Consider the following 13,432-nt stretch of genomic DNA (forward strand, 5'->3'; position numbering starts at 1 on the left):
GCTACCGGGGGCGCCCGGACGGAAGCGAGGGGGCGCGGCGAGCCCGGTGCGTGCCGTGCGCTCACTGCTGGTGCAGGCCGCGTCCCGCGAGCGTCAGGAACACCTCGCCCACCGCCTCCGACAGCGTCGGATGCGCGTGCACGTGCCGGGCCACGTCCGACGGCTCGGCGTCCCAGCCGACGATCAGCTGGCTCTCGGCGATCATCTCCGACACGTTCGGGCCGACCAGGTGCACGCCCAGCACCTGCCCGCCGGCCTCGGCGACGACCTTCACCATGCCGCCCCGGCCGTGCACCATGCCCTTGGCCACGGCGGTCAGCGGCATCGTGTTCACCTCGACCTCGCGCCCACGCACGCGTGCCTCCGTCTCGCTCAGCCCCACCGAGGCGGTCTGGGGCGAGGAGTACGTCACCCGGGGCACGGCCGCGTAGTCCACCGGGGCCGGCCGCAGCCCGGCCAGCGTCTCGGCGACCAGCAGGCCTTCCGCGAACGAGGCGTGGGCGAGACCGAGCGAGGGCGGCGGCAGCAGGTCCCCGACGACATGGATGCCCGGCACGGCCGTCTCCAGCCGGTTCCAGTCCGCCGGTACGACGAACCCCCGCTCGTCCGTCGCCAGGCCGGCCGCGGCCAGGTCCAGGCCCTCGGTGACCGGCGCCCGGCCGACGGCCACCAGCAGCCGCTCCGCCTCCACCGTGCGCGTCTCGCCCCGCGCGGTGCGCACACGCGCGCGTACGCCGTTCTCCACGATCTCCGCGTCCAGCAGCCGCGCGCCCGCCTGTACGTCGATCCCGCGCTTCTTCAGCCCGCGCGTCAGATGCCGGCTCACGTCGGCGTCCTCCAGCGGAACGATCCGGTCCGCGGCCTCGACCACGGTGACCTCCGCGCCCATGGACCGGTGGAAGGAGGCGTACTCCACGCCGATCGCGCCCCCGCCCAGCACCAGGACCGATGTCGGCAGCCCCGGCGCGTACAGGGCGTCGTCGCTGGTCACCAAGCGCCGCCCGTCCGGTTCGAGCCCCGGGAGCGTGCGCGGGCGTGAGCCGGTCGCGAGCACGATCCCCCGGCGCGCGGTGAAGTCGTGCACGGCGGGAGTGGATCGCGGCTGTGTGCCGGGCGTGGGTTCGTACAGTGCGCCGCCGGGCACGGGTTCGTTCTGCGCGGCGCCGGGCGTGGGCAGGGAGTGCTCGCCGGGCGTGGAGCTGGTGCGTGCGCCCAACGCGGGATTGGCGCGCGGGTGTGCGGCAGGGGTGTGCGCGCCCGGCGCGTGTCCATGCGGCGCGCCCGACGTGGAATCCGTCCCCACGCCCTCCATGCTCTCCGAGCCCTCCACACCGTCCACGCCCTCCACGCCCTCCACGCGCACCGTGCGCGCCCCCGTCAGCCGTGCGCTGCCGCGCACCACCCGCACGCCGGCGTGCGCAAGATGCGCCTCGACCCCCTTGTGGTTGCGGGCCACGATGTCGTCCCGCGTGGCCACCAGCGCCGCCCAGTCGACCGAGTCCAGCGTGGCCTTCACGCCCCATCGCTCGCGCGCCTCGGCGATGCCGTCGACCAGTTCGGCGGCGTGCAGCATCGCCTTGCTCGGAATGCAGCCCCGGTGCAGACAGGTTCCGCCGACCTTGTCGCGTTCGACGAGGACGACGTCAAGACCGAGGGCGGCGGCGCGCAGGGCGGTGCTGTAACCGCCCGTGCCGCCGCCGATGACGATGACGTCCGCTGTGTTCGTGGCCTGTGTGGTCATGTCCCCACCCTCCGCCGGCCCCTTGCCATGAGTCCAAGGCAATGTTCTTGTGGGATCCATGCAGGGTGCTTATGAGTCGATGCTCATGACTCGAAGGGGAGGGCGCGGAGTTGAGCCTGCGGCAGATGGAGTACTTCGTGACGGTCGTCCAGGAGGCGTCCTTCACCCGCGCGGCGGACGCCCTGCACGTCACCCAGCCCGCGCTCTCGCACCAGATCAAGGCCCTGGAGAAGTCGGTCGGCGGCGCCCTGCTGGAGCGCATGGCCCGCGGCGTGCGCCTCACCCCGATGGGGCGGGCCTTCCTGCCGCACGCCGAACTCGCCGTCCGCAGCGCCGCACAGGCCCGCCGCGCCGCCCGTGCCACCGCCGGCGCCGAGGGCGGCGAACTGCACGTCGCCACCCTGCACTCCCTCGCCGTGGGCGCCCTGCCCGATGTCCTCGCCCGCTGGTGCAAGGCCCATCCCCGGGTTCTGCTGCGGCTGCACGAGTACGCCACCGCCGAGGCCCTGGAGGAGGCCGTCCAGCGCGGCACCGCCGACCTCGCCTTCGGCCCGGTGCCCGACGACCCGCCGGGCACCGTCGTACCGGTCGGCGAGGAGGAGCTCGTCCTGGTGGTCCCGTTCGACGACCGCCTCGCGGGCCGTACGACGGTGACGCTGCCCGAACTCGCCGACCGCGCCTGGGTCCGCTGCGCGCTGGAACCCGTCGTGCACGGCGAGCGCTTCCTCGACTGGGCCTGCGGGAAGGCCGGATTCCGGCCGCGGACCGCCGTGTGGACCGAGCACACCTCGACGGCCGTGCGCATGGCCGCCGCCGGGGTCGGTGTGTGCACCGCGTCGGCCGACGTCGTGCGCGGCGCGGTGGGCGAGGACTGTGTGATCCTCACGCCCGACCCGGCCTGGAGGCGCCCTCTGGCTGTCTACGCGCGCGTGCCGCCCACCGGCGCCGTCGAGGCCTTCGTGGACCTGCTCCGCGCCACGTGGCCCGCCCCGGCGGACTCACGGGCCCGCTGAGGCTTCTCGAGCGGTTCCCGTGCGCAGCCCAGTCCTCGGCGACGCGCTCCGCGCCAGGTAGCCCGCCCCGACCGCCTCCCCTGCCCGTCAAGGCTCGTCAAGCGAATCCCCTGTGCTGCTCAGCCCCCGGCGACCTGCTCCGCGCGACATGGCCCGCCCCGGCCGCCTCACCGGCTCGCTGGGGCTCGTCGAGCGGTCTCCCGGCGCAGCCGAGGCTTCGCGGACCGCTCCGCGGCACGTGGCCCCCCGGCGGACTCGTGGGCCCGCTGAGGGGCTCCTCGGGTGGTTCCCGTGTGCCGCTCAGCCCTCGGGGACTCGCTCCGTCAGGTAGCCCCGCCCACAGCCTGCCCGGCTCGCTGGGGCTCGTCGAGCGGTCTCCCGGCGCAGCCGAGGCCTTCGTGGACCGTTCCGCGGCACGTGGCCCGCCCCCGTGGCCTCCCCGGCTCGCTGGGGCTCCTCAGCCTCCCCGGTCCGCTGAGGCGTCTCAAGCGGTTCCCGGGTGCCGGTCAGCCCTCGGCGACCCGCTCCAGCAGTACGACCGGCAACCGGTCGAAAAGGTCCGCCACGCGCGTGTCGCCGGTGAACTCCCGTGCCGGCGTGAGCGCATCCGCCCACCGCCCCGGCGGCAGTTCCAGGCGGGTGTCGCGCCAGCCGCCCGCCTCCGCGAGCCGCAGCGACAGCCGGGTCACCGCCGTCACCGCCGCACCGGAGCGCGCGAACGCCACACAGTGGCCGGCGGCCGGGCCCTCGGCGGTCAACGGGTCGTACGACGCGGCCGTGCCGAACGCGTCGGGACGCCGGGCGCGCAGCCGCAGCGCCGCCGCCGTCAGCGCGTCCTTCTCACCGGGTACCTCGGGCGGGAACGCCACCGCACGCCGGTTGTCCGGGTCCACCAGCGCCCGGTACTCGCCCTCCGTGCCCTGGTACACGTCCGGCACGCCCGGCATCGTCAGATGGACCAGGGTGGTACCGAGCACGTTGGCCCGGATGTGCGGCTCCAGTGCCTTGCGGAAGGCCGCCACGCGCTCACCGGGCGGCCCGCACGGCCCTGCGGCGACGAACGCGGCCACCGCCTCCTCGTACGGTGGCTCCTGCTCCGTCCAGCTGGTGTACATGCCCGCCTCGCGCACATGCTTCAGCAGCGCCTGCCGCACCCGCTTCTCCTCGGCCGGCCCCAGCCCGAACACCGTCTGCCAGGCCGCCCAGGCCAACTGCCCGTCCGGCGCGCCCACGCCCTCCTCGGGCCGGTTCACCTCGGCCAGCAACTCCGTCCACCGGTCGGGGCACTCGGTGAGCACGGCCAGCGCGGCGCGTACGTCGGCGCTGCGCTTGGTGTCGTGCGTGGAGACCACCGTGCCGGTGCCCGGCCAGTCGCGCTGCACGCGCGCGCAGTACGCGTGGAAGTCCTCCGGGGACACTCCCGGCCGGCCCGGATCGCCGCCCACCTCGCTCGCCGACAGCAGCGGCACGTAGCGGTAGAACGCGGTGTCCTCCACCGACTTGGCGCGCAGCGCCGACGCGGTCTGCGCGAACCGGGTGCGGAACTCCACCCGGTCGGCGCGGTCCGGTGCCGACGGCTCACCGGGCGGCTCGACCAGCAGTCGGCGCACGATGCCGACGGCTTCCGCCTCCTCGGGCACCACGAAGGCGAGCCGGGCCTCCTCGGCGGCCTCCTCGGTGACGACGGCGGAGGCGTCGGTGGAGGCGTACGGCCGGTACACCCGCATTCGCACCAGCAGCTCCTCCACGGCCGTGCGCAGCGCCCAGGGCGCCCGGTCGCGCAGGCCGAGGTCCGGCGAGGCGGCACACACCCGGGTGGCCACCCGGGTGAGCCGGTCGGTCTCGGCGGCCAGCTCGTGCGTGAGCACCTTGTAGGCGGCCCGCCGTACCGTCGCGTCCCAGTTGCCGCCCCGGTCCGTCTGCGGCGCCGCGAACGCCCGGTAGCGGCCCAGCAGTTCGTACGCTCCCGTCTGGTCGGTGAACAGGCCGTCCACCTGGCGCAGGGCGTCGTAGCCGGTGGTTCCCGCGACGGGCCAGGACGCCGGGAGCCGTTCGCCGTCGGCGAGGATCTTCTCCACCACCGTCCAGCGGCCGCCGGTCGCCTCGTGCAGCCGCGCGAGGTAGCCGTCGGGGTCGGCGAGGCCGTCGGGGTGGTCGACGCGCAGCCCGTCGAACACGCCCTCGTGCAGCAGCTGGAGGATCTTGGCGTGGGTGGCGTCGAACACCTCCGGGTCCTCCACGCGTACCCCGATCAGCTCCGAGATGCTGAAGAACCGCCGGTAGTTCACCTCGGTGCGGGCCAGCCGCCACCACACCGGGCGGTACCACTGGGCGTCCAGCAGCTCAGGCAGCGGCAGGTCGTGGGTGCCCGCGCGGAGCGGGAAGGCGTGCTCGTGGTAGCGCAGCACGTCGCCGTCGACCACGAGGTGCTCCAGCTGCGAGCCGACCGGACCGCCGAGCACCGGCAGCAGCAGCCGCCCGTCCTGTGCCTCCCAGTCGATGTCGAACCAGCGCGCGTACGGCGAGTCGGGCCCCTCGCGCAGCACCTCCCACAGGGCGTGATTGTGCCGGGGCGCCATGGCCATGTGGTTCGGCACGATGTCGGCCACCAGGCCCAGACCGTGCTCCCGTGCGGTCCGCGCCAGCGACCGCAGACCCTCCTCGCCGCCCAGTTCCCCGCGCACGCGCGCGTGGTCCACGACGTCGTAACCGTGCAAAGAGCCGGGCACGGCCTCCAGGACGGGGGACAGGTGCAGATGCGAGACGCCGAGCGACGCCAGGTACGGTACGGCCGCCGCGGCGGCGGCGAACGGGAACGCGGGCTGGAGCTGCAGCCGGTAGGTGGCCGTGGGCACCTCCGGTCCGGGTCGCGCAGAAGTCATGGAAAGCTACGTACCCAGCCCGCCGCCTTTCGTGTCACCGGCCCCTGAACGGACCCATACTCGCCCATCCGGCCCATGCGGCGAAAACGTCCTCCACGCGCGCGTACCGGACAGGCAGTCTCGCCGGTGTGGGCCGCCGCCGCGCGGACCCCGGTCACGCCGGCCGCTGCAGCACCGTCATGCTGCGGTCGGGCAGGGTGATCCGGTCGCCCGCCGCGACCTTGGGCCCGGATCCTGGCGGTACCCCGCCCGGGCAGGCGGTGTCGACGACCACCTGCCACTGCCTGCCGTGGTTGACCGGCACCAGGAAGTCCAGCGGCCCCGGGGAGGCGTTGAACATCAGCAGGAACGAGTCGTCGGTGATGCGCTCCCCGCGCGCGCCGGGCTCGGAGATCGCGTTGCCGTTCAGGAACACCGTCAGCGCGGACGTCCGCGCCGAGTGCCAGTCCCGCTGGGTCATCTCGCCGCCCTCCGGGGTGAACCAGGCGATGTCGGACAGATCGTCGTGGGTGCCCTCCACCGGACGGCCGTGGAAGAAGCGGCGCCGACGGAAGACCGGATGGTCCCGGCGCAGCCACACCATCGCGCGCGTGAACTCCAGCAGGTCGCTTTCCAGGGACTCCGGCCAGTCCAGCCAGGACAGTTCGCTGTCCTGGCAGTAGGCGTTGTTGTTGCCGCGCTGGGTGCGGGCGAACTCGTCGCCGTGGCTGATCATCGGCACGCCCTGGGACAGCATCAGCGTGGCGATGAAGTTCCGCATCTGCCGGGTGCGCAGCGCGAGCACGTCCGGGTCGTCGGTCTCGCCCTCCGCCCCGCAGTTCCAGGACCGGTTGTGGCTCTCGCCGTCCCGGTTGTCCTCGCCGTTGGCCGCGTTGCGCTTGTCGTTGTACGAGACGAGGTCGTGCAGGGTGAAGCCGTCGTGGCAGGTGACGAAGTTGATCGAGGCCAGCGGGCGGCGGCCGTCGTCCTGGTAGAGGTCCGAGGAGCCGGTCAGCCGGGAGGCGAACTCCGCGAGCGCCCGCGGCTCGCCCCGCCACAGGTCCCGTACCGTGTCCCGGTACTTGCCGTTCCACTCGGTCCACAGCGGCGGGAAGTTGCCCACCTGGTAGCCGCCCTCGCCCACGTCCCAGGGCTCGGCGATCAGCTTCACCTGGGAGACCACCGGGTCCTGCTGCACCAGGTCGAAGAACGACGACAGCCGGTCCACCTCGTGGAACTGCCGGGCCAGGGTGGCCGCGAGGTCGAAGCGGAATCCGTCGACATGCATCTCGGTGACCCAGTACCGCAGCGAGTCCATGATCAGCTGGAGCACGTGCGGGGACCGCATGAGCAGCGAGTTCCCGGTGCCCGTGGTGTCCATGTAGTAGCGGGAGTCGTCGGTGAGGCGGTAGTACTGCCGGTTGTCGATGCCCTTGAAGGACAGCGTCGGGCCCAGATGGTTGCCCTCGGCGGTGTGGTTGTAGACGACGTCCAGGATGACCTCGATCCCGGCCTCGTGCAGCGCCCGGACCGCCGACTTGAACTCCAGCACCTGCTGGCCGCGGTCGCCCCAGGAGGCGTACGCGTTGTGCGGGGCGAAGAAGCCGATCGTGTTGTAGCCCCAGTAGTTGCTCAGGCCCATGTCGACGAGCCGGTGGTCGTGCACGAACTGGTGGACGGGCATCAGCTCCAGGGCCGTCACCCCGAGCTTGGTCAGGTGTTCGATCACCGCCGGGTGCGCGAGCGCCGCGTAGGTGCCGCGCAGCTCCTCCGGCAGCCCCGGATGATGCATGGTCAGGCCCTTGACGTGGGCCTCGTAGATCACCGTGTGGTGGTACTCGGTGCGCGGCGGCCGGTCGTCGCCCCAGTCGAAGTAGGGGTTGATCACCACCGAGGCCATGGTGTGCGGGGCCGAGTCCAGGTCGTTACGGCTGTCCGGGGCGCCGAAGTGGTAGCCGTACACCTCCTCGCCCCACCGGACCGTGCCGCTGACCGCCTTCGCGTACGGGTCGAGGAGCAGCTTCGCGGAGTTGCAGCGCAGTCCGCGCCCGGGCTCGTACGGGCCGTGCACCCGGAGCCCGTACCGCTGTCCGGGCATCACGCCCGGCACGTACGCGTGCCGCACGAACGCGTCGCTCTCGCGGAGTTCCACCGCCGTCTCCGAGCCGTCGTCGTGCAGCAGACACAGCTCTACTCGGTCCGCGGCCTCCGTGAAGACCGCGAAGTTGGTTCCGGCGCCGTCGTAGGTGGCGCCGAGCGGATACGCCTGTCCAGGCCAGACCTGCATGGCTACGACTCTCCCAGGTGTGCCGCCGTCCCGGGGCCGCGTTGGCCCCCGAGTCGCCCCGAATTGGCGGAACCTCACGTGTCCTGTGTCCCTCTTACCCACCGACCGCGGCACACGGTGGCTCTCGTACCCGCCGTGTGCCGAACCAGTGGGGCGACACGTACTCCCGGACGACCACAGGGAGCAGGGGGCAATGTGCGTGAGACAGTGCACCGCCATCTGGGCAAGTTAGTGGCAGCAGTGGCCCTCGCGGCGGTGGGGACCGCCGCGATGGTCGCGATCACCCTGCCGGGCACGGCGGGGGCGGACACCTCGGCGGGGGCGAGAGGCGGTACGCGGGCCGGGCAGGGCCCGGACGCGGTCCGGCCCGGTGTCGTCGAGCAGGCGCCCGCCGAGCGCGGCAGGGGCACCGGCCGGGATCCGCTCACCGACGACGAGATCCGGCGGGCCGAGAAGATCGCCCTGAACGGGCAGCTGCCGACCACGGGCGAGAACGTCGACGGCGGCCGCGGACCGCAGCGCCTGAGCGTCGACCTCGCCGAACCCGAACCCGGCGAGGCGGACGACCCGGCCCCGCCGCGCCGGGCCGACATCACCTTCTACGACTACAAGAACGACACCCTCGTCACCAGGACCGTCGACCTGGACACCGGCAAGGTCGAACGGACCGGCACCCAGCGCGGCGTCCAGCCGCCGCCGAGCCGGGACGAGAACGCCGAGGCCGCCAGGCTCCTGATCGCCTCCCCGCTCGGCGCGGGCCTGAAGGCGGACTACAAGGACGCCACCGGCAAGGAGCTCACCTCCCCGGACCAGCTGCTGCTGAGCGGCGGCGTCTACCGGGCCGCTCCGGGCGCGCAGCCGGCGGTCCTCGACCAGTGCGGCACGCACCGGTGCGTCCGGCTGTTCACCAAGGTCAGGAACGGGCCCTGGATCGACACCAGGTCCCTGGTGGTCGACCTGAGTGCCCGCAAGGCCGCCGCCCTCGACCACGGCTGACCGAACGTTTCCCCAGACCTGCACCTCCTGAAAGGGAGCCATATCGTCATGCCCGAGTACGGAATCCGCCGTGCCCGCAGGGCAGCGGCCGTCGGCCTGACCGTGGCCGCGCTGGCCGCCGGCGCGACGACCGCCGCCGGACCCGCCGCCGCCCGGCCGAGAACGGCCGCCGCCGCGCCCGCCGCCGACTGCAGCGCCTCCTACCGCATCGAGCAGAAGCTCTCCGGCGGCACGACCTGGCGCATGTGCTGGCACTACGACAGCAAGGCCGGTCTCGTCCTGGAGGACGTCAGCTACCAGCCCAAGGGCGAGCCCAAGCCGATCAAGGTGCTGAACAGCGCCAGACTCGCCCAGATCCACGTCCCCTACGACGACGGAAAGAACGAGTACAGCGACCTGACGGGGCAGGACTTCGCCCAGGCGCTGATGAACCTCTCGCCCGCCGAATGCCCCGGCGGCACCATCAAGACCGTCAGGGTCCCCGACGCCGTCGACCCGCAGCACCCGAACGTCAACGGACTGTGCACGACCACCCGGGCCCGCGGCCACGCCTACCGCATGCACGACGTGGGCACGGACAAGGTCTACCAGGCGCAGGGCAAGGACTTCCTCGTCTACACCGTCAACCAGGTCGGCTGGTACGAGTACATCACCGAGTGGCGCTTCCAGGACGACGGCCTGATCTCCATGAACATCGGCGCGACCGGCAGCCTCTCCTTCGACGACTACGACTCCGGCGACGGACGCGGCTGGCCCATCGGCAAGGGCGCCAGGGCCTACGCCACCAGCCACAGCCACAACGTCTTCTGGCGGCTGGACTTCGGTCTCGACGGCTCGTCGAAGACGAAGGTCGAGCAGTACGACTCGGTCGTGAGCCCGCGCACCGGCGGACAGCAGGGGCCGACCACCCGGACCACCCGAACGAAGGTCACCAGGGAACTCGCCGGCGACCTGAAGGACTACCGCTGGTGGCGGGTGGTCAGCGCGACCGGAAAGAACAAGGACGGACACGCACGTTCGTACGAGATGGTCCCCGGACCCACCACCAAGTACCTCGGCCGCGACTTCACCCGGCACGACCTCTACGTCACCGAGTACAACCCGTGCGAACTGTTCGCCAGCGACAACCCGAAGTGCGACCGGGGACACCCCGCATCCGTGGACCGATGGGTCGGCGGACAGACCCTGACCCACCCGGTGATCTGGATGAACGTCGGTTTCCACCACATCGCGCGGGACGAGGACCAGCAGCCCATGCCGGTGCACTGGCAGGGCTTCGCCATCGTGCCCCGGGACGTGACCGCCATGAATCCGCTCACTCCGAGTGACCTCGCATGGCAGAACGGCCATTGGGAGCCCCGTAGTTGAGCGGAACAGTCGGGAAACCGACCTGTCCATCCGGCTGCACCGCCCACCTCTCGCGGAGTACCCTTCCTTGATCGTTGAGACGGGAAAGGCCCGGGGGATCGGAAGGCGGTGCACGGGTGGGCTCGGGAGGCCTGGAGCTGCCCCCTGGTGACGAGGGTCACGAGGGGAACTCCAAAGACGTCCCGCCCGGCGCGGTGTCCCTGGCCCGCCCGATGGACGCGGGGTCCATCGGGCCGGAGCTGGACTGGGACGCCGACGCCTGGCGCGAGGTGCGCACCCGCGCCCAGCGGGCCGGCCGGGCCTACATCTGGCTGAACCTCGTCGAGCAGCGGCTGCGCGCGGTCGTGGCCGCCGTACTGCGGCCCATCTACGAACCCGTCCACGGGGACGACTGGGTGGTCGCCGCGGCCGGTCCGGCCGGTCAGGAGTGGGTGCAGCGGGCCGTCGCCGTCCGCGAAGTCAGCCGCCGCAAGGGCTACTTGCTCGATCCGGCCGACGACAACGTGCTCAGCTTCCTCACCCTTCCCCAGCTGCGCGAACTGATGGTGCAGCACTGGCCGTGCTTCGAACCGTACTTCGACGAGCGCCGCGACCTCGAACTCGCCCTGGACGAGCTGGAGGTGACCCGCAACGTCGTCTCCCGCAACCGGGCGCTGTCAGGGGCGGTCCTCAGCCAGGCCGAGCGCGCCTCCGCCCGGCTGCTGGAGATGCTCGGTGCCGGCGGTGACGTCCCCTCGGCGCGCCGGCTGCCCGTGGACGCGGTCGAGGACCTGGTCGGCGACCGGTACGCCGACGTCGTCGCCGTCCACCCCGACAGGGTGCGGCTGATGCGCCAGTTCCCCGCCGAGGACCTCTTCGGCGGCGCCCGCCGTCTCGACGCCATCGGCATCGGCCTCAACCTGCTCGTGCAGAACTTCTCCGGCCGCCGTCTGGTCCGGCTCGCCGAGACCGGCTGCCGGGTACGGCTGCTCTTCCTCAACCCGGCCTCCAGCTCGGTCAAGCGCCGCGAGCGCGAACTCGGGATGAAACGGGGCGAACTGAGCCGCTCCGTCGAGATGAACATCCTGCACATGCGCCGGGTCCGTTCCCGGCTGCGCGACCCGGGCGCCTTCGAGATCCAGGTCTACGACGAGACACCGCGCTTCACCGCCTACCTGGTGGACGGCGACGGCGCGGACGGCATCGCCGTGGTGCAGTCCTATCTGCGCGGGGCGCGCGGGATGGAGTCGCCGGTGCTGGTACTGCGCAACGGCAGCAAGCTGGTCAAGTCGGACGTTGTTGGGGAAGCGGGGCTCTTCCCGACATACCGCGAGGAATTCGAGCTCGCCTGGGCGGATTCGCGCCCTGTGTCCTGAACTGTCCGCCGGTGCAAGCGGAACGCGCTCCTCTGATTGTCAGTGCCGCGTGCGAGGGTGGAGGCCACTGGGGGAAAGCACCACCAAGAAGGGGGGGCCGCCCATGGGCTGGCACCAGGAGTTGCTGATCGGCTTCGACCTGGAGACGACCGGGACCGATCCGCGCGAGGCGCGCATCGTCACCGGCGCGGTGATCGAGGTCAGGGCCGGTGAGCCCATGGGACGCCGGGAATGGCTGGCCGATCCGGGCGTGGAGATCCCGGCGGACGCGGTGGCGGTACACGGGATCAGCAACGAGCGGGCGACGACCGAGGGTCATCCGGCCGACCGGGTCGCCGACTCCATCGCCGACGTCCTGGTCTCCTACTGGCAGGCGGGCGTCCCGGTCGTCGCCTACAACGCCGCGTTCGACCTCACCCTGCTCTCCGCCGAACTGCGCCGCCACGCGCTGCCGTCCCTCGCCGACCGCCTGGGCGGCGCCGCCCCCGCCCCGGTCGTCGACCCCTACACCATCGACCGCTGGGTCGACCGCTACCGCCGGGGCAAACGGAACCTGGAAGCGGTCTGCGCCGAGTACGGGATAGTCCTCGACGCGGCCCACACGGCCCCGGCCGACGCCCTCGCCGCCGCGCGACTCGCCTCCGCGATAGCCGGCCGCCACCCGAAGATCGCGTCCCTGAGCCCGGTCGAACTCCACCGGCGGCAGATCGAGTGGTACGCGGAGTGGGCGGCGGACTTCCAGGCGTTCCTGCGGCGCAAGGGGGATGCGGGAGCGGTGGTGGACGGGGCGTGGCCGCTGCGGGAGTTGGCGGAGAGCCAGCCCGTCTAGTCCGGCGGCCGTCTTCGGCTGCGGGTGAGTGGGTGGCCGGTCGCGCCCACGCGGCGGAGCCGCACATCGACACCGCCCCGCACCCCTCAGGGGCGCGAAACAGCCTCAGAACGGGTACCAGCGCACCGTCTCGTCCCCGTCCCGCAGCGACGCCACCCGCCGCCGAAACTCGGCCAGCGCCTTCGGACTGCTCGGCGCGTGCTGAGCCACCCAGGCGCAGCTCGCCGTCTCCCGGGCCCCGCGCAGCACGCTGCACCCCTCCCACTCCCGCACGTCCCACCCGTACGCCTCGGTGAAGGAGCCGTACGCCTCGGCGGGCAGCCCGTACCGGTCGCGGGAGAGGGCCATGACCACCAGGTCGTGCTCGCGCAGGTCGGTGGAGAAGGTCTCCAGGTCGACCAGGACCGGCCCGTCCGGCCCGATGTGCACGTTGCGGGGCAGCGCGTCGCCGTGGATCGGGCCCGGCGGCAGACGGGGCGTCAGCGCCGCCGCGGCCGCCGCGAACCCGTCCCGGCGCGCGCGGAGGTAGGCCGCGTCCTCGGGCTCGATCGCGTCGCCCGCGAGCCGCAGCCACCGTTCCACACCGCCCAGCAGCTCGCGGGGCGGCAGAGCGAAGGGAGGAGAGGGGAGTGCGTGCACCAGCCGCAGCAGCCGCGCCAGATCCCGCGGCTCGGCGGGCCGTACGGGGTCGGGCAGCCGGTGCCACACGGTCACCGGGTGGCCCTCGACCAGCCGCGGCTCCGGCTCCGCCGCCCGTACCGCCGGCACGCCCGCCCCGGCCAGCCAGCCGGCGATGTCCAGCTCGCTCCGGGCCCGTTGGAGCAGCTCGGCGTCCCGGCCCACCTTCACCACCAGATCACCGGCGGCGAACACCGCGTTCTCGCCGAGGGCGAGGAGGGCCGCGTCCCGGGCCGGGCCCGGCAGCACGCCCGCCGCGGCCAGTACGTCCCGTGCCCGTGCCTCGTCCATCGTGCCTCCGTGC

Annotated in this window: 9 protein-coding genes; 5 read left to right on the forward strand and 4 right to left on the reverse strand. The window is 72.7% G+C overall.

Annotated elements, in window-relative coordinates; genetic code table 11:
* Window positions 1-61: 61 nt before the first annotated feature.
* Window positions 62-1,741 (reverse strand): FAD-dependent oxidoreductase, encoded by a 1,680-nt coding sequence (locus tag ACWGJ5_RS25110; protein ID WP_453311924.1) that lies wholly within the window; start codon window positions 1,739-1,741, stop codon window positions 62-64.
* 110 nt (window positions 1,742-1,851) lie between these two features.
* Between ACWGJ5_RS25110 and ACWGJ5_RS25115 the strand changes: the two genes are divergently transcribed.
* A complete protein-coding gene (locus ACWGJ5_RS25115) occupies window positions 1,852-2,754 on the forward strand; it encodes a LysR family transcriptional regulator (protein ID WP_453311925.1) in 903 nt (300 codons plus the stop codon).
* A 506-nt stretch (window positions 2,755-3,260) separates the two neighbouring features.
* Here ACWGJ5_RS25115 and treY read toward each other — a convergent pair.
* Window positions 3,261-5,636, reverse strand: a complete 2,376-nt coding sequence (gene treY / locus ACWGJ5_RS25120) for a malto-oligosyltrehalose synthase (protein WP_453311926.1) — start codon at window positions 5,634-5,636, stop codon at window positions 3,261-3,263.
* A gap of 154 nt (window positions 5,637-5,790) precedes the next feature.
* Window positions 5,791-7,902 (reverse strand): glycogen debranching protein GlgX, encoded by a 2,112-nt coding sequence (glgX, locus tag ACWGJ5_RS25125; RefSeq protein WP_453311927.1) that lies wholly within the window; start codon window positions 7,900-7,902, stop codon window positions 5,791-5,793.
* Between the two features lie 195 nt (window positions 7,903-8,097).
* Here glgX and ACWGJ5_RS25130 point away from each other — a divergent pair, with 195 nt between their 5' ends.
* The 4 genes from ACWGJ5_RS25130 to ACWGJ5_RS25145 all read left to right on the forward strand — a co-directional run bounded on the left by ACWGJ5_RS25130 (window position 8,098) and on the right by ACWGJ5_RS25145 (window position 12,450).
* Window positions 8,098-8,898 (forward strand): Tat pathway signal sequence domain protein, encoded by an 801-nt coding sequence (locus tag ACWGJ5_RS25130; protein WP_453311928.1) that lies wholly within the window; start codon window positions 8,098-8,100, stop codon window positions 8,896-8,898.
* Window positions 8,899-8,946: 48 nt separating this feature from the next.
* Window positions 8,947-10,266: a copper amine oxidase gene (locus ACWGJ5_RS25135; RefSeq protein WP_453311929.1), complete on the forward strand. Its 1,320-nt coding sequence runs from the start codon at window positions 8,947-8,949 to the stop codon at window positions 10,264-10,266.
* Window positions 10,267-10,382: 116 nt separating this feature from the next.
* Window positions 10,383-11,621 (forward strand): SAV2148 family HEPN domain-containing protein, encoded by a 1,239-nt coding sequence (locus tag ACWGJ5_RS25140; protein WP_453311930.1) that lies wholly within the window; start codon window positions 10,383-10,385, stop codon window positions 11,619-11,621.
* Between the two features lie 103 nt (window positions 11,622-11,724).
* Entirely contained in the window at window positions 11,725-12,450 is a 726-nt protein-coding gene (locus ACWGJ5_RS25145) for an exonuclease domain-containing protein (RefSeq protein WP_453311931.1), read from the forward strand.
* Window positions 12,451-12,555: 105 nt separating this feature from the next.
* Here ACWGJ5_RS25145 and ACWGJ5_RS25150 read toward each other — a convergent pair whose 3' ends face one another.
* A complete protein-coding gene (locus ACWGJ5_RS25150) occupies window positions 12,556-13,419 on the reverse strand; it encodes a phosphotransferase enzyme family protein (protein WP_453311932.1) in 864 nt (287 codons plus the stop codon).
* Window positions 13,420-13,432 lie beyond the last annotated feature (13 nt).

This window comes from Streptomyces sp. NPDC054783, assembly GCF_053611725.1.